Raw genomic sequence first — 23,125 nt, 5'->3', positions numbered from 1 at the left:
AGGATAAGCTATGGTGTCGTCAGCGCAACAAGGGACTTTAGGCCATAAGCAAACATGGCTCCTTCCTCTGCTTTGTCTGCTCGCTGGCGGCGCTTTAATCGGTATTTCTACCAATTTGGCAAAATATGCAGGCGAGATTGGTCTGACGCCATTGGCATTTCTGTTTTGGTCTATTAAAGGTGCCGCAGTTATTTTATTTATTTATGCACTGTGGCGTCATGAGCTACCGCCTTTAAATAAACCTATCCTCAGCTATTATTTTGTTGCAGCATTGGTTAGTGTTGCAGGTTCCAATTTAATATTTTTCTCAGCGATTCCACACGTTGGCGCAAGTTTTGTCGCCTTGATTATATCCTTGCCGCCGCTGCTTACTTACCTTGCCGCCATCGTATTGCGTATCGAGCCATTTACTAAGCTTCGTGCACTTGGCGTAGTTTCTGCTCTTGCGGGAGCAGGCGTATTGGCAGCACGTAAGTTTTCTGCGCCAGATGCCAGTATATTTTGGATCGTCTTGACGCTTTGTGGTCCTGTTTTGCTTGCCATTGGTAATATTTATCGGACGCTATATTGGCCAGCCAATCTCTCTGCTAGTGCGCTTGCGCCTGGTATGCTGATTGCTGCATCAGGATTGCTAGCTCTGGTCAGTATCGTTCCTCATTATTCTTTAGCGGTTCCGATGACAGCGCTTTTACCGCTTGGTGTAATTGTGCTACAAGCATTTGTATTTGCTGCGCAGTTTTTACTGTTGTTTTTACTGCAAAAAACAGGCGGTCCTGTGCTGCTGAGCTTATTAGGGGCAGTAGGGGCGGTAGTCGGTGTACCAATTGCTATTTTTTTACAAAATGAAAGTCCACCGGAAGGGCTAATCTTAGGTGCTTCATTAATCGGACTTGGGGTGATGTTGGTCAGCTATGGTGGCGTAAAGATGATGAGAGCAGAGAAAGGGTCAGTAAGTGAATGATATGCCAACCTGCCAGCATTGTTATCTGAATGTCATGTTTTGTTAAAGTCACTATGTTAAATGCCTGACTGTCTTGATTGAGTATAAGTGTTATTTGGTATAATGCAAAAAATACATGAGATTGCATTATGAACGCCTTTACATCCGATTCTATCCCTACCTTCAAACGTCATTCTTATAAACTCTTGCAAAGTACAGTGTGGTTAGTTGCTGCATCCGCCTTATTCGCCTGTAGCCAACCTGACAGTAGCGCGTCCAATGCAAGCTCCTTACAAAATGACAATGGCGCAGCAGTCACAGCAAATGTTGCTGAATCAAACGCTCAAACGGAATCGGCAATAACAACGCCAGCCAGCAATCCAGATTTATTAAAAAACGTCTCAGTAACGGTCTACAAAGATGCCAATTGCGGCTGCTGTAAAGACTGGATAAGTCATGCAGAAGATAATGGTCTGAGCGCCACTGCGCACGATGTTACGGATTTGGCAGTATTTAAAGAGCGCTACGGCGTACCAACTGAGATGCGCTCTTGCCATACTGCTGTCACAACCGACGGTTACGTCTTTGAAGGTCATGTACCAGCCAAATATGTGGCGCAGTTTTTAGAAAACCCACCAGTACAAGCCCTAGGTCTTGCGGTACCTGGTATGCCAGTTGGTAGTCCAGGTATGGAGTATCAAAATAAATTTGCGCCTTATCAGATTATGCAGCTTAATAAAGATGGTACTACTGAGGTTTATGCTGATATTGTCTCAACCGAGCAACAGCTATAAGCTAGCGCTTTTTTGCTTTGTAATACCTAAATTAAATCATTATCAGACAAGGCGGTACCATGAATAATAAATTAAGTACCTTTGCTCTCGCTACCAGTGCCTTATTGGCACTAAGCGCCTGTCAACCAGCCAATGATAAGGTTGACGTGACTGCCCCAGAGGATGCTGCATCGCAAAAGGCTGTACAAGAAAATACTGCTGCAGCGGACCCGCATGCAGTTCATGATATGAGTGCAGGCGCTATGGTAGCAGACGGAACACCAATGACGGCTATGCTCAAAGAATACACTGACTCAATGACCAAAATGAATGAAGATATGATTGGTATGGATTATAACGATCCAGATGCAGCATTTGCTCAAGGCATGCTTGCTCATCATATTGGCGCGGTAGATATGGCAGAGATTGAACTAAAATACGGCACCGATGCAGAGATGCGTAAGCTGGCGCAAGAAATCATCGACGCCCAGCAGTCTGAGATTGAGCAGATGAAAACATGGCTCGCCAACAATCCTGATAGCAAAATGCCAACAGCGGATACCAAAGCCATGCAGCAAGCTTATGCTAAGGGTATGGATGCGATGCATGGTGAAATGATGAAAGGTATTGCTGACCCAGTACCAGATATGGCATTTGCTCGTGGCATGTTACTTCATCATACTGGGGCAGTCGATATGGCAGAAACGCAGCTTAAATATGGTAAAAATCCTGAGATGCGTAAGCTGGCGCAAGAAATAATCGATGCACAACAGCCTGAAATTGAGCAGATGCAAAGCTGGATTGCAGCAAATAAAAGTTAAATATAATCCTAGTAAATTTAATACTTAAACCTTACTATAATGAAATGTAGACCCTATATTTACTAAGTATTTTGCAATTCGAAGTATAAAAAAGCAGCCTCTAGAGGCTGCTTTTTTAATGTCAGTAGCTCAAAAGGCTATGGTAAGAATGACTATTTTTCACCACACTCACAGCATTTCGAACAGCGATCACATTTATCACAAGTTGATGCCGCGCTACAGCCGCACTTTGGGCAGGTACAGCCAGTATTATAGTGGATGGTCGGTATCAATGAGTGTACGCTATCTCTAGAAGTCATTTTCATAACAAATCCTCGTCCTTGATCGTTTATTCAGTCTGGCAATAATCGCCACTGCAATCAGTGGTTTTATTGTTAATACATTATAATAAATAGTGCCCGTTAACATAGGTGCTCTGCTGATAAAACGGTGGAGACAATGTTGTTAAAGTAACCACTAGATAAGTAACTATGACGAATATTGTAGTGGCTAATGTTAGAGCACATAACTGGTTACGATTATCTAAAACCACGCTTAGTATATGACAGAAAAAAGGAGTATAAGTATTCTGGTTATTCCTTTTCTGGACCTAAGCTATGTATGTGGGCATACCGTATCGGTTATTGAATAAATTTATCGTTGTAATAAGCCTTGTTGGTGTCGGTGTTGCCTTAATTGATAGTGGTTTTACATTGTCCGCATGGTTACAACAAGTGTTTCACCTGTTTTATATGAGTATTATTTTACTCAGTTTTGTCACTACGCTAAGACGTTATATACGTCCAAAAATACGCCTGACGGTTAATAAAGTAGCTGTCTTTGATTTGCTGACCAGCATTGCCATTTTAATCTTGCTCGTCCTACATTTTACTGAATTGTTTCAATCGGGATTGTCTACGCCCGCTGATGGTTTTATTGCTATCAAGATTGCCGTACTAGTCACTTTCATCCGTGAAATATCAGATAATAATTTTAGTCTTAACCGAGCCTTTTTAAACCCCGGTCAATTTTTTATCTTAAGTTTTTTATCAGTGATACTGGTCGGATCATTATTGCTAATGATGCCAAATGCTACAAATCAACCCATCTCCTTTATAGATGCCTTATTTACCGCGACCAGTGCCGTCTGTGTGACGGGGCTCATCGTCGTCGATACCGCTACCCATTTCACTACCTTTGGGCAAGTGATTATCCTAGGTCTTATCCAAATTGGTGGCCTTGGTATCCTAACTTTCGTGACTTATTTTAGCTACTTCTTTAAGGGTGGTATCAGTTACGAGACCCAGCTTAGTATCAGTGAGATGACATATTCGCCACGTATGGGCGATATGGTGACAACCTTAAAGTCTATTTTATATGTCACCTTTGGTATTGAGGCACTGGCAGCAATACTGATTTATATAAGTGTTTATGATTTGGCAGGCATGAGCATATTTGAGCGTTTATTCTTCTCTATATTTCATGCCGTTTCGGCATTCTGTAATGCTGGATTCTCTACTTTTAGTGCAGGGTTATACGATGAATCACTGCGCTTTAATTATCCTTTACAGCTGATTATCAGTATTACCTTTTTATTTGGTGGTATGGGCTTTTTGATTGTCGTTAACTTGCTCCGTTATCTGCGTCATCGTATGCAAAGAGCGTTGTGTCGTGATGGACAGCACTATGCCTACCAGCCGTGGCTGCTGAGTATCAATAGTCGGATCACTTTAATCACCTCTGGCGCTTTGCTGTTAGTAGGGCTGATTGGGGTGATGATGTTTGAATATCATGGTGTGTTGGCTGAGCACAGCAGTTGGTATGGCAAGCTGGTAGCGGGTCTTTTTACTGCTGCGACACCGCGAACCGCAGGCTTTAACAATATCGATATGAATGCCTTGGCTTTTCCAACTATTATGCTGACCATTTTTTTGATGTGGATTGGGGCATCTCCAAACTCTACTGGTGGTGGTATTAAAACCAGCACCTTTGCCATTGCTTTCCTAAATACGTTGAGTTTGGCACGTGGACAGACCAAAGTTGAAGTGTTCAAACGCGAAATTGCAGATAACTCAATTCGCCGTGCGTTTTCTGTTATGTGGCTGTCCTTATTGGTCATTGGGCTGGGCGTGACTTTAATCAGTTATGATCAGCCTGAGCTTGATTTGATTAAAGTGATATTTGAGTGTTTTTCGGCTTATAGCACGGTGGGCTTAAGCTTAAATCTGACCACAGAGCTGTCTACTTTTAGCAAACTTGTGGTGTCATTCATTATGTTCGTTGGGCGTGTCAGTATGCTGACGATTTTTATTGCCTTACTCAAAAATAGACATGAGCGTAACTACCGTTATCCAACGGAAGAGATTACTATTAACTAACCCGTCCCATCACTACCACTATAGTATAGAAGTGAGTGACAAGGAGTATTATGAAATTCATTATCGCAGGTTTGGGCAGTTTTGGGTCTTCGCTTGGTATGGCGCTGACCAGTCAAGGTCATGAGGTCATTGCTATCGATAGCAGTATGCAAAAGGTTGAAACCTATAAAGAAGTGATTACTCATACCATCTGTATGGATGCGACCGATGAATATACGGTTAATGGTCTACCGATTAAAGACACCGATATTGTCGTGGTAGCTATTGGTGAAGACCAAGGTGCCAATGTCATGGCGACCGCGCTATTTAAAACGCTAAAAGCACGGCGTTTGATCAGTCGTAGTATCAATCCACTACACGAAAAAGTCCTACAAGCGATTGGGGTTGATGATATTTTTCATCCTGAGAAAGAGGCGGCAATGCGCTGGGCAAAACGGCTGTCCTTGCGTTATTTTGTAGACTCGTTCGAGTTAAGCGACAACTTTAGTATTGTCGAGATTAGTATTCCTACTGATTTGATTGGTAGAACCATCGGCGAGCTACAGCTTGAACACCGATTTAGTATCAAATTGCTCAGCACCATGCGTTATGAGCACTATGAAGACAGCTTCGGTCGTATGCAAACCAAACCAAATATACAAGGCTTGGCAGCACCTGAACAAGTACTACAAGATAATGATGTGCTGGTCATTTATGGTGCAAATGAACATATTAATAAGTTTTTACGTAGTGTTGGGGTTAAAGCCCGTTAAATAAGGAAAGAGGCCATGAGAAAATATCGAGTATCTATGCTATGTCTGACTGCCCTGATATTGTTTTCAGGCTGTGATCGGTCTATACAAGATCCAAATGTGATGTTTTCAGAGAAGCATAAGGACCCAATTCAAGAGCTGGAAAAAACGTCGAAAGAAACGGATCACAGCCAGTTTGGCTACAAACAAACGTTTTATGTGCCCATATATTCGGACATTTATACCGATCGAGACAATCGCAAAGTATTGCTTTCTGCGACACTCAGCGTACGTAATACCACGTTAAAAAAATCATTATATATCAATAAAATTGATTATTATGATACTGATGGTGCCTTAGTAAAGTCCTACTTAAGAGCTCCTATTGAGCTGCCAGCGATGGCAACTCTCAATTATATTGTCGAAAAAGAAGAGGATAAAGGGGGTTCTGGTGCCAACTTTATTATTGAAGTAGAGGGGGTAGACGATACCGTTACGCCTGTCATTGAGGCAGTCATGATTGGTAATTTTAGCAATAAAGGCTTTGCTTTTAGCACGGAGGGTACGCCTGTTGTGCATTGATAAATGTATGCCTCAGTGTGAATAATCATCAAGAGTTTCATATCTATTAAGATTTGAGTGTCGAGAATCTACTGATGAACGTATTAGGTCTAAGCAAAGGTGGATCGGTTTTGTGAAAAGACTTATCTTCACTCTTGCTGCTTTCTTTTATAAGGTTATTAATAATACACGGTCACAGTCACCCTATCAGAATAGGTATCAGGGGTGACATCAGTGTTCGGTACAGTAACGTACACTGTATGGGCTTTCGCCGCACCATCTCCTGTACCTGTTACACCATTGGTGAGGGCGGCATAAGTATTTCCGTTATTGCCCCATTCTGTACCGCTTGCATCAGATTGTAGTTGATAAGGTAAGGTAGGCTCGGCATTGGTTCCTGTCATAACGCCCTGACCATTTATATCCTTATTCGAAGGCGCTAAGCCAATATTATAAAAAGTCGTATTGGTACAGGTGACATTGATAAGGTTGCTTGCTGAACCTATCGTGGGCACAGTTGATGCCGAAACGCGTCCAAGATCCAATACACCTGCCGTAGTAACTGCGCAGTGAGCGTCAACAGATGCCTGACTGGTATATGTAAATGCGTAGGTTGAGGTATCAGTAACCGCCAGACAATCATTAGGCGCACTACTGCCATCCACTGAGTTCACAGTCATATATATCTGATTATTAAGTGTGTAATCTCCTGAAACCAGCTGCGTCTGCCCAGCGAGTGTTTGCGCATATACTGTAATATTGCCTTTGATAAGTGTGCTACTCCCATCACTACTAAGTGTCAGTTGTAGCGGATTGGCTTTACTAATAGGCGCACCATGGCTTAAACTTGAAAATAAATCAAAAGCCAATGTTGTATTGTTCGGTCCAAGTAGCTTGTGGTCATCGGTGTTCAAAGGACCAAAGGTATAGCAAATTCTAGCAGTTGACGCGCGTCCCTCACTGCCTCTGCATTCATAGTTAATGGTCGCTGAGGTTGAGGTTGTACTTGAGAAGGGATTGACAGGACCGAAGTTTAAATTACTGATGGTGTTACTCGCTTGAGTACAGCTAATAGCGGCATTTGCGGTTATAGGGTTGGCTAAGAATAAACCCACTACTAGTATGATCAATAGATGATAGCTTTGGAGTCGTAACATTATTGTGCCTTTTTACAGATAAAAGGTCCGAGGAGCGGAATCTCATCGCCTTGCTTGGTGTACTCAAAGCGCACGGTACAAATGCCATCAGCAGGGGTAGTGACCTCAAGTGTATTGTGGGCATCCAATGTATCCAAATATACCTCACCATCAAAACCCACTACAGTGGTTGGCGTATCTTCGTTGGAGATCAAGGTGACTTGACTGCCAAGGGCAATCGGTTGCTCATCGCTATCGATTAATACAATGGTTGCTGAGCGCACAGGGGTAATATCAAAAGCAACCATCACCCCTGCACGGTCGGTTGGGGTTGCGTCCAGACTGACTTTATTAATACGTAAGTCAGCAGGCAACTGCATGGGGTCGATACCAATCTTATTCTCTTGATAGGCATTGAGCGGTGTCACCAAAAGTAGCCCGCGGCGGTTGGTCGTGCCGATGGGATTGTTTTGCAATAGGACGGGCACATCAGCGATACCGCCGGTCGATACCACCGCAAATCCGCTATTAATTTGGCGCGCAGGAAACATGCCGCCGCCCATCATCACAAGTGACCCTGTGCCACTGGCGTAAGTGGCATAGCTGTCATCATTACTACTGATACCAGCCTGAACCCGTCCGTAGCGTCCAAGATAGCTTAGCTCAGCCAACGCGCCTGTACTGTCTTTAGCATTACTATTTAAGCTGTCGTCTGATTGGCTAGCCGCGCTGTGGCGTACCTGCGCGCGCCAATCAATGCCACCTGCGCTTGGCGCTGATTTTGAGATATCTGCTGTGATGATGTCTTGCGCTGCGGTGTGTTGCAAGCTACTTCGCATTGACATATTGCGATCTAGTGATAGCGATGCGCCTATCGACAGGCTACTTTTTGCTGATTGGTCAAAGTCATGGTTATAATTGAGGTTCATACTTACTCGTCTGCCAAAGGATTTGGACCAAGAGACACGGGCAAATCGCGTGTCCTCTTTTTCAGCTTGCGCAACCTGATGGTAACTTAGCCCAAAATTACCGAGCGTAGGTATGCTGTAACCCGTAGATATTTGCTCACTTCGATGTACAGGGGCATTGCCATATTGCGAGCCTACATCGCGATATACACCAGAAGTTCCCAGCGCATTAAAACCTATGTTAAAGCGGCGATTGTTCCATGAATAATTGGTGCTGTACTGCATGCCGCTTTGTCCCTCACTATGGCTTGCGGCTAGCGAGGCAAACAAAATACCACCAGCGCCCCCCAATAGCCAAGTCCCACCAACCCCTGCATTGGAGAGACCGTGCGTCACTTCGGCATGGGTTTCAGCGGTAAAACGGTTGGACACCCCATGGCGCCAAGTAGCACTGGCGGCAAGCGCATCTCCATAATCAAAAGATTCTGTACCATAATTTTCACGCACTGCGCCAAGCTCAACTGACCAATCAGACAGTCCGGGTTGGAGCAAACGATGGGTGTCATATAACGAAAAAGTTAGCGTCTTGCTTTGACCTAAGGCATCGGTGACTACCAGCTGCGCCGTTCCTGCACCACTAATGCTGGGCGCGGTGTCCAGCTCAAAGGGACCGGCGGGCACCTCACCGCTATAGTGTTTAAGACCATCAACAAACAGCTCTACCTTTGAGGGTAGGGTTGCTGAGCCAAAAAACGATGGCAACGGTGTGGTCGAGCGATAAGGCTGCAGATTAAAATTAGTACCGATTTGTAGACCGCCCAATCGTGTCGACCGCGTCCATGATAATGCACCGGTCAGAATATCGCCTGCCCGAACCGTCAGCAGTTTATCAGGGAAGGACTGACTCCAGCTGGTATCAAGGCGCACAGTTTGTCCATCCCATTGACTGTGACGACTGTCATTAGTAGCTGGTTTTGCAGTCGTTAAAGCGGTAGAGCTGACCACGCCAAGCGCATTAAAGGCGCGCAGCTCCGTATAGGCGCTCAGACTTTTAGTGCTATTCTGGTTTTGACTGCCATACAGGTTGTAGTTTAATAACAGACCGGGCGAAGCGCTCGCTTTTGGGCGCTTATTGGTACGCGTACTATGGGTAGTCGTATCTAGCTTAAGCATACTTAGGGGTGCGATAAGGGTCAATGTTTGCTGGCGCGCATCGTAGTCGATTTTTAGCTCAGACAGGCTGTCAAGGGCGATAGGGTCACGGCTTGCCTGTAGCGATGGAGGCAACACAAAGCTCAGCTGTTGCAAGATAGCTGCTGTTGCCCAAAGGCGCTCATCACGGTAGTCGAAGTGTACTAGACCCTTACTGGCACCATTCAGCGTGACGTCCAGATATAAATCCAGCCCTGCATCGTCATCATCACTATAACGGTCCAAATCAAGCTGAGCCAAATCCGCATCTATATTAGCCTGAGCAATGGTATCCGTTTGAGCCTGAATGGTAGGCGCTACCGCTGTCGCAGCAGGCAAAAAAGCAGCGCTGGTATCAACGCTGCTCGTAGAGATATCTTTATTCGGTACCGCAGCGTGGCTAATAGAGACGGCCACACCTTGTAAAAAAGCGGCATTAGCGAGTGTTTGTGTCCAGCGTGACGTCAGGTGTCGTCTGTGTACCATTTAGCATAACCTTGAATTTACCCCCAGAAGTTAAAACAGAAGGCAGTATTTTCAGTGTCCAGTTCATAGTCGCACCGGGTAACACATAACCAAGTAAACCTTGATGAATATCCGTACTCGTACCGGCCGCATCAGTAAAGCTCAGCCCTACTAATTTGGCATGACCATTACCAGTGTTCTTGACACGGAGTTTCACCTCTTTACCATCCGGTTGCAGATGAGTACTCCACTGCAATTGTGGACTGGTCTTAGCCACGTCAACCGGCTGAACAAAAACCGGTAGCGAGTAGCTCATCGCAAACTGTAGCCCGCTGGTGTTTTCAGGCAGCTTAACTGGCACCTCATTGACCAACAGTCGGTACGCGTCCTCAACCGCGCCTGCACCTTGCGGCGGCGCTTTGGCGCGGATGATACGTACCAACTGCCGCTCACCAGGCTGTAGCTCAATCATCGGCGGACTGGCAAGCAGTCCGCGCGATGGGGTAAGCGTGTCACCTGATCCATCCTGCGTCCACTGCTGTACCCGCACATGTGCTTGCACCATAGTGTTACTGGTGTTACTGAGGGTCAGACCACTCGCCGTCTCGCGCGCTTGTAAGCTTAACGAGATGGGCGATACCTGTAAACCCGCTGCCACTGCCACACTAGAGGATAGTAGCAAGGTAGCAATAAGGGTAGGTCTTAGCATATGCCGTAGCCGAAGAATTAGCATAGGTATTAGTAAGTTACTGTGATATTAACGGTATCTGTATAAGTCCCAGCTTTAAGGTTATCTATAGCACCTGGAAGTATGGATGCATATACAGTATGAGAATTTCCTTGTTCAGCTGCCATACCTCTACCTGTACCTGGAACATCCGCCGTACCAGTATTACTCCATTCAGCCCCACCAGTATCTTTTAGCAGTTTATAAGCAACCGTAGTAGGTGAAACTTCACCGTCAGACAAAGAACCTGAGCCTAGTAGACCAATATTGTAGCCTGTTCCGGTAGAGCAGTTCACTGAGATAGCAGCAGCTGATGCTTCTGTGACAGTCGCGCCAGCAGCAAAAGTACCAAAGTCAATTTTGTGAGTATCTGTTAGAGAGTTTACCTTACAAATTTCTGTAACAGCAAGTTCGACACCGAAAGCACCAGTATCTGTGGCAGCATTCGCACTAGAGATTACAGCAAAACTACCAACGGCAAATACGGCCGCGGTCATAACCGATTTTTTAAATAACATGGTAAATCTCCAAAGGATTAGGTTTTCTAGCGTTTTCAAAAATATAAAATTTAGGATTCAACTGAATACTAAAATTTACCATAGTAAGATCTAAAATCAGATCTTTTAATAATTTGGAACCTATCGGCACAGCGCAATTACCTGATAATAACAATATATATACATTTATTATATAAACTAAATATATATTCAAGTATTTGTATATATATTGTAACATATATGTGTTCAACTGTACACTCAAATAATGCTTAAAACTTACATTTAGTGCGTGATGGTTAGTTAGTTAAACTTGGGTCATAGAAGGCAGTAATAAAGCTCGATATGTTTTTAATATCCAGCCCTAAGTCTTTGATGTATAGCGGAAACTGGATACTTAAGGACGTTAAATAGGTTAGATAAATGTTATATCTTTCTTGCAGTGAGGATGAGTGAAATATGCTCACTGTTTTTAACAAGGTTTATGATTGGTGATAGCTATTCTTTAGCGAATAGAATGTAGTGATATCTAAAAATTAAAGTTTAGATTTTATAATGATTGAGAGCTTGTTAAAAAGGTCGGCTAGCCTTAGTTAGCCGATCTTTTTGATAGCGCTAGACAGATTAATTATCGCTTTGAGATACCGCTAAATCACTAGCATAAGCAAATAAAGCGGGCGCGCCGCCAGTATGCCAAAACAACACACGGTCCGTTTTTTTGATTTTACTGGTACGAATCATATCGAGTAATCCGCCCATCGCACGACCTGTATAAACAGGATCTAATAATATCCCTTCCATTTGCGCGGTCATAGCAATGGCTGCATTTTCTAGTGCACCAATCACTCCATAACCGTCTCCCACATAATCAGAATTAAGCAATAGATCTGACTCTGAAAAGGTGTAGTCTGCCTTAATCAATGCTGCCGTGCTATTGGCGAGGGAGACAATATATTGGTCAAACGGCACCGTATCGGTTTCACCTTTATCAATATTGATACCCACTATCTGATAAGGTGAATTAAAGATTTTATTGCCCAGCATCAAGCCCGCTTGTGTGCCACCGGAGCTGGAGGCAAAAACGATATGCGTGAATGAGATATCCCTCTCTTGACGTTGTAATTCAAGCTCTTTAAACGCTTCAACAAAGGCAAAAGCACCGAGCTCGCTTGAGCCGCCATAAGGGACAATATAGGGTTTCTTACCTTCTTTCTTGAGTTGTTCTACGATATCAGGAATGTCTTCTCCTTTACGGTTGCTGCCTGCCCAGTGGATATGACAGCCAAAAATCTTATCCAGTAAAAGATTGCCTTGCAACTGTTCTGGTTCTTGTCCACCCAAAACCAGATGGCATTCAAGTCCCAAACTGGCTGCGGCAGCTGCGGTCTGGCGACAATGGTTTGACTGCGCGGCACCTGCTGTCACGATTGTATCCGCACCTTCAGCAAGGGCGTCCCCAATGATAAATTCAAGCTTTCTGGTTTTATTACCGCCTAATGCCAGTCCCGTATTGTCATCGCGTTTCATATAAATTTTAGGACCATCGAGTGCTTTGCTTAATCTGGTCAGCTCAATCAACGGCGTTGGGAAAAACCCTAAAGGTTGCCGATTCATACTCGGCAGGCTTGGTATAGATTTATTTTGCATCATTCATCCTCTTTGAGATAAGGCAAGCTACAGATACTTTTGAATAATATCCGACCATAATAACAATTTGAGTCATACGGACTTCCTATAATTATAAGCTATAAATGCGAATGACTCAGTCTTGGCGAGCTACTGCTATTTACTTTCATATTAGTATGAAATCTACTTCGGAAAATTTTGGGGTATTTCAATGATTCAACCTAAAAAAATGGTGGTCATACATAGAGTATAACCACCACCGGAGAAGTATTTCGAGAACAGAGTAACTAAAACTTAAATAGCAGGCTTAAATTTTCTACGGTAGATACTACGTATTACAGGCATGAATACCATCAAAATAGCCAACAACCATAGCACTACTGTGATAGGGCTGCTCCATAAGATACTAAGCTCGCCTTGTGAAATAGACAGGGCACGTCTTAAGTTCGACTCCATGAGCTCACCCAATACATAGCCCAAAATAAGCGCTGATAAGGGAAAATTTAGTTTGCGCAAGAAGTAACCAAATACACCAAGTGCCACCATAAAGACCAAGTCAAAAGTCGTGCTATGGATAGAATATACGCCAACGAAACTGACCGCAGCAATGGCTGGTATCAGGATGTAGTTCGGCACGTCAAGCAGTTTGGCGAACAAACCCACCAAAGGGATGTTCATGATCAATAAAATCACGTTACAGATAAATAGTGAGGCAATCAGACCCCATACGATATCTGGCTGCTCAGTAAATAACTGCGGACCCGGTGTGATGTTATATAACGTCAACGCACCCATCATGACTGCTGTCGTACCAGAACCCGGCACACCTAGCGTCAACATTGGCACAAATGAGCCACAAGCTGAGGCATTATTTGCCGCTTCTGGTGAGGCAACACCTCGAAGATCACCATTACCAAAAGTACCGGTATCACCAGCGATTTTGCGTTCACTGGCATAAGTCATTGCACTGGCAATCGTTGCGCCTGCACCTGGTAAGATACCAACGACAAAGCCCATGAGACCACTGCGTAGCATTGCCCCGAAGGCAAAAGTAAACTCTTTAAAGTTTAAGAGACTGCGTTTACCTTGTTCAATAACCTTGTGTCCCGTCGTGGTTTTTTCGAGTAAGATTAGAATTTCACTCACACTAAAAAAACCAATAACAATGGTAGTAAATTGAATACCATCAGATAGGTTGACGGAATCAAAGGTAAAGCGATAGATACCCGTAACGGCATCAACCCCAACAGTTGCTAGACCAAGACCAATTAATGCGGCAATACCCGTCTTAACTGGTTGATCACCTACCAAACCACTGAGGCAGGTAATCGCAAATACCATCAGTACAAAGTATTCAGCAGGTCCAAATGAGATTGCCCATTTGGCTAATAACGGCGCAAATAGCACCACGCCGATTGTTGCGATAGTGGCACCAACGAAAGAGCTGACAGCAGATAAAGACAGTGCAATACCAGCCTTGCCTTGTTTTGCCAATGGATAGCCATCCAAAGTCGTCATAATGGCGCCGGCATCACCGGGTACGTTAATGAGAATGGCAGAAATACGACCACCATATTCACAGCCAAGATACACGGCTGCAAGCAGAATGAGCGCACTCTCAGGCGGCAAACCAAGGGCAAAAGCAAAAGGCAGTAATATCGCCACACCATTAATCGGGCCAAGACCCGGCAACATACCCACAATCGTACCTAAAAAAGCGCCGATCAGTGCAAGAAGTAAGTTTTTTGGGGTAGATGCAACAGCAAAGCCATGCATCAAAAAATCAAAAGTATCCATATTGGCTATCCTATTATCCCTGACAACAATCCGAGTGGTAATTTGACATCTAAAAATAGGTCAAATAAGACATATAAGCCAATACTGATTAACACTGAAAAGATAAAACTCTTTAGAGGATTACCTGCAAACAGTAAACCTACGGCGAAAGACATCAGAATAGTGGCAAGAATAAAGCCCAATACTTCAAAAATGAGACCATAGACCAATAAGGCAAGCGCACATAAAATAAGATTACGGATGATCGTTTTGTTTAAACCCAATTCAATCGCTTTAGTAAAACTGGCGGGACGAAAAGCAACGACTAAGCAGCCAAAGGCAAGCAGGGAAAAGATTAAAATAGGGTAAGGACGAGGACCAATTGGGTCATAAGCAATAGGGGCAACATAACCAATGGCTAAGTATATTAAGAATATACTGACCAGTGCCATCAGCCCGGAAAACAAACGTTCCATTGTCATAAGGAGTATTCCTTGAATTTTGGGGGCAAAAGGCTGACAGATAGACATCCTGCCAGCCCTTTGAGAAATACCAAAACATTTGATATTCAATTACTAAAGGTTATTAAATCTCAATGTAACTATTTGGTTGGTGCTGCTTCAACAAGACCATATTCAGCAGATAACTCGCGTAGTTCGCCCGTACGTTTATAAACGTAGGCTTGTAGCTCATCGCCAGTCATAGAGAAAGGTAGCAGTTCTTGTTGCTCACGTATTTCAGCGAATTTCGGATCAACAAGCATCTTATCGAAAGCCTCTTTCCACCAGTTATAAGCACTAGGGCTTACGTCTGGACCCATGTAGTAACCACGAACGACTGGCCACGTCACATCATAACCTTGCTCTTTCGCAGTAGGAATATCGGTCATCGTCCCGCCCAATCTTTCATCTGCAAATACTGCTAATACACGTAATTTACCTGCATTGGCTTGCGGCATAATCTCAGCAATACCGGCACTAACAACAGTAATATGATTGCCCATCACTGCTGTGATCGCCTCGCCGCCGCCTTCCATGGCAACATAAGTCATGTCACTAGGCTTAACCCCAACGGCTTTAGCTAAAATAGCGGTTTGCATCCAATCTTGACCGCCAACACTACCGCCAGCACCAAAGCTGATAGCTTTTGGATCTTTTTTGAGTTCAGTAACTAAGCCAGCTAAATCTTTGATAGGAGAGTCTGCGTTGACTGCGATAGCGCCATAATCAGTACCAACGCCAGCTAGCCATTTCACGTCTTTTTCAGTAAATTTACCAAATTTACCTTGCGATAAATTAAGGATAGAGCCAGTAGAGAAGGCAATAATGGCATCGCCATTATCCCGATCATTGGCAACGATTTTGTTATAAGCAACAGCACCGACGCCGCCTGGCATATAGGTGACGCGCATAGGATCTTTTAAGATACCAGTATCTCTTAAGCCAGCTTGGGCAAGCTTACAAGTCAAGTCAAAACCGCCACCTGGTTTGGCAGGCGCAATACATTCTGGACGTGAAGGGGCAGTGAGCTCAGTTGAGCCATCTGCGGTAGTCGCATCTGTACTTGCAGTTTCGTTTGCATTGTTACAAGCGGTCAAAGATAGGATAGACAGGCCAAGAGCCAGATAGGATAGTTTTTTCACACGACACTCCTTGTGTGTATTTTTACAATAAAAATTCAATAGAATTTTGGCCAAAATATAAAGTTATTACAGGTGAAGTGAAGACTCGATTAACGAGATGACTAAACTTCGTAACAGTAGAGATTTATCACTTGCCAAAAGTAACAGAATATTTTAAAAATAACAAGAAACATATGTATGTATATATGAATTTTATAGTAATATATTAAATTGAAGGCGGCATAATATCTCCTGTTATAGCAATATGCAGGATGAATACATGATATGAATACCTTCAAAAGAAAACATTTAATTTAACTAAAACAGATAGATAGGATGATTTAGTGATGGCGGAGATGATTTAGATGTATCAAAAATCACGTTGATATCAATACCATTACGAAGCTATGACAACGATTTGAGAAGTTATGAATTTAGTGAGAAAAATAGATATATGGGGATCAAAATATAGCAGACAGGTGTAAAAATTTTAAAAAACCACGGTATATTTTGCCTATGAGAAGTTAAAATATCAGCTGGATAAGTAAAATTGCGAGTATTCCAATACCAATATCTAAGGGCACTGCCTTGAATAATAGCGCATTAAAAAGCTTGTCTTTGTTTATAACGACTTGAGAAGCGCCTAACATCAGACTACCTCCTGATGAGAAAGGCGAGAGTGATGAGCTTTGCGCCCCCACAACAATACAGGTAAATAGTAATAAAGGGCTTAGTCCAGAGGCAACGGCTAGGGGCAGGACCATAGGGAATAAAGTAGGGGCGACTACCCCGAGCGTACTAGCAAATATCGACATAATGGCGCTAATCACAAAGACTAAAATCGGTATCATCCAGATAGGTACATTGGTACTTAGCCATTCTGTCAGCTCGTAAATAACGCCTATTTCTACTCCGAGGCTGATTAACATACCAACACCACAAATCATAATGAGGGTATTCCAAGGTATTAAAGCAATCACTGCTTTTTCATCGCCTAATTTTAAAAATAAGCTCACTAAAGCAAAAAATATGGCGATAAAACCAATGTCAATCCGAGCGTTCAAAAACTGAATCGCTGATACTTGTGGCATGAGTAAATTTAAAATGGGCACGATAAGTACAATAGCCATCATAATAAAAATCAGTATAAGAGACTGTTTTTGCTTACTGTCAAAGGGTTCTGGTATGGTCGTCTGAATCGCGATTTTGCTGTTTTTGGCATTGATAAAGCTATAAGCACCCAATACAATCATAGGCATTATAAAAGTGACAGCGAATATCCCTAACACATAAGTAAAGGTATTATCATTTGCGACGCCTGCGCCGCGCATCAGCTCTCTAAAAATAACACCGCTTTGTGAGGTGATAAAGTTAGCACCCGCTAAGGCACCATAGTTCACTGATAAAGTAGCAATGACAAGATTTAAGTTAGTGCGTTTAGACAACAGCAGGATCATAGGTGCCATCGTTGCTAAGACCGTATAATAACCAGCGCCTAAGCCCGCAATAATCGTGGCCACAAGGAAAATAACCAAAGGTAAGAATGCGGGAAAGTGACGGCACTTATAGATTAAATGATTAGATAGCTTTTCTAAAGCACCGTTAGCTAGGGGAAAGTTGTAGAAAAGAGTCACCGCAAAAATAACAAAGAAAATTTTGAGAGGCCATAGCTCAACAATTTCATGTGCCTTCATCCCCATACCGAAACAACCGATTAGATATGAAAATGCAATAGCAAATAGGCCAATATTAATCTTAGTGGTATAGCCCAAAATGATACATATCACGATGGCGGCTAGAATATAAAGAGTCACGACTACTCCTTGACCTTAACTGTATGAATTCTATAAAAAACCATAGCAGTTTTTACAGAGTAAAGAGTATTACGCTAATATTGACACAGGGTTTTCTGGACTAGAAGAGCTTATAAATCTTCAAAGTGCATTTGTTTGAATAGAATGATAGCAAAAAAGTTGGCGTTAATTAGGAAAGATTAATCATAAAAATATAATAATGCTTTAATATTAATGTGATACCTAGCAAATGCGCTGAAAGTTTAAGAGAAGTTGATCAGAGATAACGTAGTTTTACAGCAATAGCAGTGCTTGACGAGATTGAAACAGTTAATAAAAACCTTTCCACTGTGGTGAAAAAAATGCTAAATAATTTCAAAGAATTTAAAATGCCACGTTATGAGCAAGTGCGATGGCATATACAGACGTTACTGACAGAGAGTAAGTGGGATGAAAACACACCCTTACCGACGGAGCAGGAGTTTGCAGATAAGTATGAAGTATCTGTAGGAACCGTCCGAAAAGCGGTCGAAAAATTGGTAGAAGATGGGGTGTTAATAAAGCAGCAAGGCAAAGGCACCTTCTTAAAACGTCCAGATTTTGCAAGCTCACTATTAAGGTTTTTTAAGTTTCGTGATAAAGATGCTCGCTATGTCACACCGACGGGCATAATTAAAAAAATCATGGTTATAGACGGTATTGATGACATTAATAAAAAACTAAATATAGGTAAAAACAAAGCGCTCATTTATATAGAGCGTACGCGTATGGTTGAAGACAGAGTCTTGTTAAGTGAAAAGATTTGGTTACCTAAGAGTCGCTTCCAAGCTTTTGCAACCTTAAATCCTGAAGATTTCGAGAATCTTCTCTATCCATTTTACTATACCAAGTGTGGTCAGTTTGTGTCGTCTGCTGTAGAGACGCTGTATTTTATAACCGATCACAGCGACGATTATTTGGGCAACACTAAGCAAGAAAACTTAGTTAAGGTATGCCGCATTGCGAAGAATCTAGAAGGCGATCCTATCGAATATAGAGAATCCTATGGGCTGGCAGAGAAGTTCAGCTATGAAATCAATATTATTTAGGCGTTTATTAAACCTATATCGATAATTAAGTGACCGTTTGAGATAAACAGATTAAAAGACAGTACCTTTAGGAAATACTAAAAGTACTGTCTTTTTTGCATATATTTTTCTGTTTTATCCATTACCCTGTATTGCGTAGACCTGCTGCCAAGGCATTAATACTACGGATTAATGGATCTTCAACGTCGAGGTCACCATAATTGGTATCGCCTGTCGCGTCTTTTTGTCTGGCACGCTTCAATAGCTCAATTTGGATATAGTTGGTTGGATCTAAATACGCATTCCGCCATTCAAGAGAAGCGGCAAGATTCTGCTGATGCTCTAATAACGACTCTTGGTTAAGTAAGGAGTTTAAACCTGAATAGGTCAGCTCGTGCTCATGCGTCACCGCTGTCATAATCTGTTCACGTAATATCTCATCGTCACATAATTGGCTATAAGCATGAGCAATACTCATATCAGACTTGGTAAACGCCATTTCAATATTGCTAATAAACACGTTAAAAAATGGCCAGCAGTCAATCATTTCTTTCATCAGTGCTTCATCATCGATGACGCTGTGCAACGCACTGCCGACACCATACCAAGCGGGCAGCGTAAAGCGCGCTAATGACCAACCAAATACCCAAGGAATTGCGCGCAAAGTCGTCTTGCTTGGTAGACCTTTATTACGATGGGCAGGGCGTGAGCCAATATTTAATAAGGAGATTTCTGCTACTGGCGTCGCTTGGGAGTAGAACTGATAAAACCCTTCGGTATGATCCGTTAGCTTGCGATAACGCTGCTCACCTGCATCTGCTAAACGCGCAAAGAGCGCTTCATAATGTGGCAGTTCAGGCGGTTGCACCACGAATCTTGAAGAGCAAGCTTTAAGCGTGCCAGTAATGCCCATGGTTAGCTCAAATACAGCGGTATCAGTGTTGGCATATTTGGCATAAAGGACTTCGCCTTGTTCGGTCACTTTGATTTGCCCATGCAGTGTACCGGCAGGTTGCGCGGCAATCGCTTTATGCGTTGAGCCGCCACCACGACTGACAGAGCCACCACGACCATGAAATAGGCGGGTTTTGATGCCATATTCTTCTGCGATACGGTTAATGGTTTGCTGTGCGCTATAAAGCTGCCATGCAGAAGTAATGATGCCTCCGTCTTTTGAAGAGTCCGAATAGCCCAGCATGATTTCTTGGGTATTATCTGAGTGTCGTAGCAACCCTCGATATAATGGATTGTCTAAAACTTCAGGTAGAATTTTATCGATGTTTTTAAGATCTTCTATCGTCTCAAATAAGGGGGCTACTGGCAAGTCGGCAGACAGTCGCCCTTCGTCATCCACTCTACATAAGCCTGCAAAGCGCATGAGTAGCAATACTTCTAATAATTGACTGGCGTTATTGGTCATTGAGATAACATAACTGCCAAAAGTATCTTGCCCAACCAGTTTGCGTAAAGTCGCTACTGAGTGCATCAAGGCCAATTGTTCACGGGTTTTATCCGTTAAATTATCGGTATAAATAAGCGGTGTGCCTGGTTTCTCAAGCAAGCGCGTCAACCACTCTTGGCGCTCGGTTTCATTGAGGCTTTGGTAGTCAGGCAAGTTAGAAGCATTGGCAAAAATATCGGCTATCACTTCGCTATGATAAGACGACTCTTGGCGAATATCGAGCGCTGCCAAATGGAAGCCACAGGTCTTTACCAAACGTATTATATCGAGTAATAAGCCTTCGCCATGTGCAGTATCATGAGTATTCACACTTTGACGGATGATGCGTAAGTCTTCTAATAGTTCTTGTGGATTGGCGTAGGCATCTTTTTTAGCCGCACTATCATTCCCTTTGCTTTGGATTAGAAGATTGGTGGCTTTGACTTTATTCAGGATTAAGGAGAGGAATCTGCGATAAGGTTCATTGCCGTAATCATCAAGATTGTAATCAAAGACTCGTCTGTCGAGCTCACTATAACTTTCAATCTTGGCATACACATCAGGTTCGATAGTAACAATCGTATCACTATGAATAAGCTGACGACGTAGTTTCTTAAGCAACACTTGATAGTGACGCAATACAGTATCTGCATGCATCAATACCGCCATTTCTGTGGTGTCATGAGTGACAAAGGGATTGCCATCTCTGTCGCCACCAATCCAAGAGCCAAAGCTTATGAAAGCAGGTAGAGGGTAGTCTGTTAGCTCAGGATAGATATCAATAATGGCGTTTTTAATGTTACGGTAAACCTTAGGAATGGCGTTGAATAAACTGGCATTGAAATAATGCAGGCCATTATTTATTTCGTCATAGACCAAAGGCTTACGCGTCCGCACTTCATCAGACGACCATAGCAGATCAATCGTTTGCGCCGTTTTTTCTCTGGCTTGCTCGTAGGCAAAACTGTTTTGTGCAACGTTATTTAAGGCATCGCTATGCGTAAATAAACCTTGTAATAAGTTCATCGTTGTACGTCGACGCGCTTCGGTAGGATGGGCGGTAAATACAGGCATGAATTTTAGTTGCTCAATGAGCTCTTGCATCTGTGCTGGCTCAATATTGCGCTCACGACACTCTAGTAAAGTACGGCGAAACGATCCTTCCCAGCTCTGCTCTGATTGCATACGTAATGCATGGCGCTCTTCACGTAGATAATTCTCTTCACTTAGATTGGCTAAGAAAAAATAGATAGAAAAGCTGCGGATGACATTTTTTAAGGCTTGATTGTCCAAAGAGGCAATAAAATCGATGAGCTTCTGCTTATGAGCTTCATTGGGCTCACGGCGCTGTTGAATAAAACCTTTGCGCAGAGTTTCAATAGTATGCAGCGTTTGTTCACCAGTCTGGCGAGAAATCGCATCCCCTAGGAAGGAGCCTAATAAACTAATGCGTTCACGTAATATGTCATTATCTATTATCATCCTTGACCTTCTCCTTAAATTAATTAAAAAATAGTGAAGCAGCAAATCTGTAATTTTGTATAAAGAAAAATACTGCTTAATATAATGTTTAGTAATGAGCAGTGAATAGGATTAATATTCGCTTTTATCAGAGACTTAGTGTTTTTGATAAAAGCGAATCAGCACAGTAATGAGGCGATAAAGGCTGGTAAGCTATCTTCTAAAGTGTAGCATGGGTGACTTCGCATATTAAAGAAGTTAGCGGATTAAGTTAGCGGCAATACCGAGGCGGTTAAAAGCGTGTGAGATTGAAAGTTATAGGATAGGTCAGAAATATGGGCAAAATTATTGGAATACCTTTTATACGTGAATTGGTAGCGTTTGCTAAAAAAGATATATAATTATGATATCTAAAATATAGGCACTGAAAACATGAATATCGAAAGCGACACCGCCAATCAAATCGCTAATCAAATAGAAATCATCTATGAAGATGAATTTCTGGTGGCGATTAATAAAGAGGCTGGGCTGTTGGTGCATCGCAGTTGGCTGGATAAAGGCGAGACACGCTTTGCCATGCAGCTCACCCGTGATGCGGTAGGTTGCCATGTATTTCCGGTGCATAGATTAGACAAGCCTACGTCAGGCGTGTTGTTGTTTGCCAAGAGCTCAGCCGTGGCGCGCAGCCTTACGGAGGCTTTTACTGAACACAAAGTGACCAAGCAATATTTAGCTGTGGTGCGTGGCTATATGTCAGAACAAGGCACCGTTGATTATGCGTTGAGCTTTCAGCCCGATGCTATTGCCGATAAGTTCGCTAATTTGGATAAACCTGCTCAAGAAGCGGTGACCCATTGGCAAAGTTTGGCACAAATTGAGTTGCCATTTGCGGTGTCAAAAAAGCATGACACTAGCCGCTATAGTCTAATGCGCTTAACCCCCGAGACCGGACGTAAGCATCAACTGCGTCGGCATATGAGACATTTATTCCATCATATCGTGGGTGATACCAGCCACGGCGATATACGTCACACACGATTTTTTCGTAATCACTATGATTGTACTCGCATGCTGCTACATGCTCAGAGTTTAGCGCTCAGCCATCCGGTCACCGGTGAGCCATTACTGTTAAAAGCAGGATTAGACGATCAATGGATGCGCATTTTGGAAGAGTTTGCTTGGGTAGAGAGTGCCAAAGATTAACCAGCGTAAAGTTTAGGGTTTATCTTCAAAAGT

At 43.0% G+C, this 23,125-nt stretch carries 18 protein-coding genes; 8 read left to right on the top strand and 10 right to left on the bottom strand.

Annotation, left to right across the window (positions count from 1 at the left end):
- Window positions 1-10: 10 nt before the first annotated feature.
- From FQ083_RS05850 to FQ083_RS05825, 6 genes are all read left to right on the top strand, one after another.
- Window positions 11-961, top strand: a complete 951-nt coding sequence (locus FQ083_RS05850) for a DMT family transporter (protein WP_149409194.1) — start codon at window positions 11-13, stop codon at window positions 959-961.
- A gap of 128 nt (window positions 962-1,089) precedes the next feature.
- Entirely contained in the window at window positions 1,090-1,734 is a 645-nt protein-coding gene (locus tag FQ083_RS05845; protein WP_149409193.1) for a DUF411 domain-containing protein, read from the top strand.
- A gap of 59 nt (window positions 1,735-1,793) precedes the next feature.
- Window positions 1,794-2,534 carry a DUF305 domain-containing protein gene (locus tag FQ083_RS05840; RefSeq protein WP_149409192.1) on the top strand — a complete coding sequence of 247 codons (741 nt, stop codon included), beginning with the start codon at window positions 1,794-1,796 and terminating at the stop codon, window positions 2,532-2,534.
- 596 nt (window positions 2,535-3,130) lie between these two features.
- The gene (locus tag FQ083_RS05835) at window positions 3,131-4,891 is read left to right on the top strand and encodes a TrkH family potassium uptake protein (protein WP_149409191.1); all 1,761 of its coding nucleotides are present in this window, start codon (window positions 3,131-3,133) and stop codon (window positions 4,889-4,891) included.
- Between the two features lie 50 nt (window positions 4,892-4,941).
- Window positions 4,942-5,643 carry a potassium channel family protein gene (locus tag FQ083_RS05830; RefSeq protein ID WP_011514154.1) on the top strand — a complete coding sequence of 234 codons (702 nt, stop codon included), beginning with the start codon at window positions 4,942-4,944 and terminating at the stop codon, window positions 5,641-5,643.
- 15 nt (window positions 5,644-5,658) lie between these two features.
- Window positions 5,659-6,204 carry a DUF3124 domain-containing protein gene (locus FQ083_RS05825; RefSeq protein WP_149409190.1) on the top strand — a complete coding sequence of 182 codons (546 nt, stop codon included), beginning with the start codon at window positions 5,659-5,661 and terminating at the stop codon, window positions 6,202-6,204.
- A gap of 158 nt (window positions 6,205-6,362) precedes the next feature.
- Here the strand turns inward: FQ083_RS05825 and FQ083_RS05820 are convergent, their stop codons facing one another.
- The 9 genes from FQ083_RS05820 to FQ083_RS05780 form a co-directional block, all read right to left on the bottom strand.
- The gene (locus FQ083_RS05820; RefSeq protein WP_149409189.1) at window positions 6,363-7,340 is read right to left on the bottom strand and encodes a spore coat U domain-containing protein; all 978 of its coding nucleotides are present in this window, start codon (window positions 7,338-7,340) and stop codon (window positions 6,363-6,365) included.
- On the bottom strand, window positions 7,340-9,904 hold the full coding sequence (locus FQ083_RS05815; protein ID WP_149409188.1) for a fimbria/pilus outer membrane usher protein: 2,565 nt from the start codon (window positions 9,902-9,904) through the stop codon (window positions 7,340-7,342). Before FQ083_RS05815 ends, FQ083_RS05820 begins: the two co-directional genes overlap by 1 nt.
- Complete coding sequence (locus tag FQ083_RS05810; protein ID WP_149409187.1) at window positions 9,855-10,592, bottom strand: molecular chaperone; 738 nt, start codon at window positions 10,590-10,592, stop codon at window positions 9,855-9,857. The genes FQ083_RS05815 and FQ083_RS05810 overlap by 50 nt, the downstream gene beginning before the upstream one ends.
- Window positions 10,593-10,621: 29 nt before the next feature.
- A complete protein-coding gene (locus FQ083_RS05805) occupies window positions 10,622-11,107 on the bottom strand; it encodes a spore coat U domain-containing protein (RefSeq protein ID WP_188004076.1) in 486 nt (161 codons plus the stop codon).
- Between the two features lie 621 nt (window positions 11,108-11,728).
- Entirely contained in the window at window positions 11,729-12,754 is a 1,026-nt protein-coding gene (locus FQ083_RS05800) for a D-cysteine desulfhydrase family protein (protein WP_262880870.1), read from the bottom strand.
- Window positions 12,755-13,024: 270 nt separating this feature from the next.
- Window positions 13,025-14,527 carry a tripartite tricarboxylate transporter permease gene (locus tag FQ083_RS05795; RefSeq protein ID WP_149409185.1) on the bottom strand — a complete coding sequence of 501 codons (1,503 nt, stop codon included), beginning with the start codon at window positions 14,525-14,527 and terminating at the stop codon, window positions 13,025-13,027.
- 5 nt (window positions 14,528-14,532) lie between these two features.
- The gene (locus FQ083_RS05790; protein ID WP_041753189.1) at window positions 14,533-14,988 is read right to left on the bottom strand and encodes a tripartite tricarboxylate transporter TctB family protein; all 456 of its coding nucleotides are present in this window, start codon (window positions 14,986-14,988) and stop codon (window positions 14,533-14,535) included.
- Window positions 14,989-15,107: 119 nt separating this feature from the next.
- Window positions 15,108-16,148, bottom strand: a complete 1,041-nt coding sequence (locus FQ083_RS05785) for a Bug family tripartite tricarboxylate transporter substrate binding protein (RefSeq protein ID WP_149409184.1) — start codon at window positions 16,146-16,148, stop codon at window positions 15,108-15,110.
- Between the two features lie 503 nt (window positions 16,149-16,651).
- Window positions 16,652-17,941, bottom strand: a complete 1,290-nt coding sequence (locus FQ083_RS05780) for an SLC13 family permease (protein WP_011514144.1) — start codon at window positions 17,939-17,941, stop codon at window positions 16,652-16,654.
- A gap of 341 nt (window positions 17,942-18,282) precedes the next feature.
- Here FQ083_RS05780 and FQ083_RS05775 point away from each other — a divergent pair, with 341 nt between their 5' ends.
- Window positions 18,283-19,008, top strand: a complete 726-nt coding sequence (locus tag FQ083_RS05775) for a GntR family transcriptional regulator (RefSeq protein ID WP_133105025.1) — start codon at window positions 18,283-18,285, stop codon at window positions 19,006-19,008.
- A 121-nt stretch (window positions 19,009-19,129) separates the two neighbouring features.
- Here the strand turns inward: FQ083_RS05775 and ppc are convergent, their stop codons facing one another.
- A complete protein-coding gene (gene ppc, locus FQ083_RS05770) occupies window positions 19,130-21,910 on the bottom strand; it encodes a phosphoenolpyruvate carboxylase (protein WP_149409183.1) in 2,781 nt (926 codons plus the stop codon).
- A 411-nt stretch (window positions 21,911-22,321) separates the two neighbouring features.
- Here ppc and truC point away from each other — a divergent pair, with 411 nt between their 5' ends.
- Entirely contained in the window at window positions 22,322-23,092 is a 771-nt protein-coding gene (gene truC, locus FQ083_RS05765) for a tRNA pseudouridine(65) synthase TruC (RefSeq protein WP_149409182.1), read from the top strand.
- The last annotated feature ends 33 nt before the right edge of the window (window positions 23,093-23,125 follow it).

The sequence above is a fragment of the Psychrobacter sp. ANT_H59 genome (assembly GCF_008369225.1).
Taxonomy (GTDB): Bacteria; Pseudomonadota; Gammaproteobacteria; order Pseudomonadales; family Moraxellaceae; genus Psychrobacter; species Psychrobacter cryohalolentis.
Note: the sequence above shows the minus strand (reverse complement) of the source record. Positions and strands in the feature narration are given on the sequence as shown.

Bases quoted from the DNA above. Each gene is read 5' to 3' on its own strand.
- FQ083_RS05810 (WP_149409187.1), bottom strand. From the start codon at position 10,592: ATGCTAAGACCTACCCTTATTGCTACCTTGCTACTATCCTCTAGTGTG.
- FQ083_RS05800 (WP_262880870.1), bottom strand. From the start codon at position 12,754: ATGATGCAAAATAAATCTATACCAAGCCTGCCGAGTATGAATCGGCAA.
- ppc (WP_149409183.1), bottom strand. From the start codon at position 21,910: ATGATAATAGATAATGACATATTACGTGAACGCATTAGTTTATTAGGC.
- FQ083_RS05845 (WP_149409193.1), top strand. From the start codon at position 1,090: ATGAACGCCTTTACATCCGATTCTATCCCTACCTTCAAACGTCATTCT.
- FQ083_RS05815 (WP_149409188.1), bottom strand. From the start codon at position 9,904: ATGGTACACAGACGACACCTGACGTCACGCTGGACACAAACACTCGCT.
- FQ083_RS05850 (WP_149409194.1), top strand. From the start codon at position 11: ATGGTGTCGTCAGCGCAACAAGGGACTTTAGGCCATAAGCAAACATGG.
- FQ083_RS05835 (WP_149409191.1), top strand. From the start codon at position 3,131: ATGTATGTGGGCATACCGTATCGGTTATTGAATAAATTTATCGTTGTA.
- FQ083_RS05840 (WP_149409192.1), top strand. From the start codon at position 1,794: ATGAATAATAAATTAAGTACCTTTGCTCTCGCTACCAGTGCCTTATTG.
- FQ083_RS05830 (WP_011514154.1), top strand. From the start codon at position 4,942: ATGAAATTCATTATCGCAGGTTTGGGCAGTTTTGGGTCTTCGCTTGGT.
- FQ083_RS05820 (WP_149409189.1), bottom strand. From the start codon at position 7,340: ATGTTACGACTCCAAAGCTATCATCTATTGATCATACTAGTAGTGGGT.
- FQ083_RS05790 (WP_041753189.1), bottom strand. From the start codon at position 14,988: ATGACAATGGAACGTTTGTTTTCCGGGCTGATGGCACTGGTCAGTATA.
- FQ083_RS05795 (WP_149409185.1), bottom strand. From the start codon at position 14,527: ATGGATACTTTTGATTTTTTGATGCATGGCTTTGCTGTTGCATCTACC.
- truC (WP_149409182.1), top strand. From the start codon at position 22,322: ATGAATATCGAAAGCGACACCGCCAATCAAATCGCTAATCAAATAGAA.
- FQ083_RS05775 (WP_133105025.1), top strand. From the start codon at position 18,283: ATGCTAAATAATTTCAAAGAATTTAAAATGCCACGTTATGAGCAAGTG.
- FQ083_RS05825 (WP_149409190.1), top strand. From the start codon at position 5,659: ATGAGAAAATATCGAGTATCTATGCTATGTCTGACTGCCCTGATATTG.
- FQ083_RS05805 (WP_188004076.1), bottom strand. From the start codon at position 11,107: ATGACCGCGGCCGTATTTGCCGTTGGTAGTTTTGCTGTAATCTCTAGT.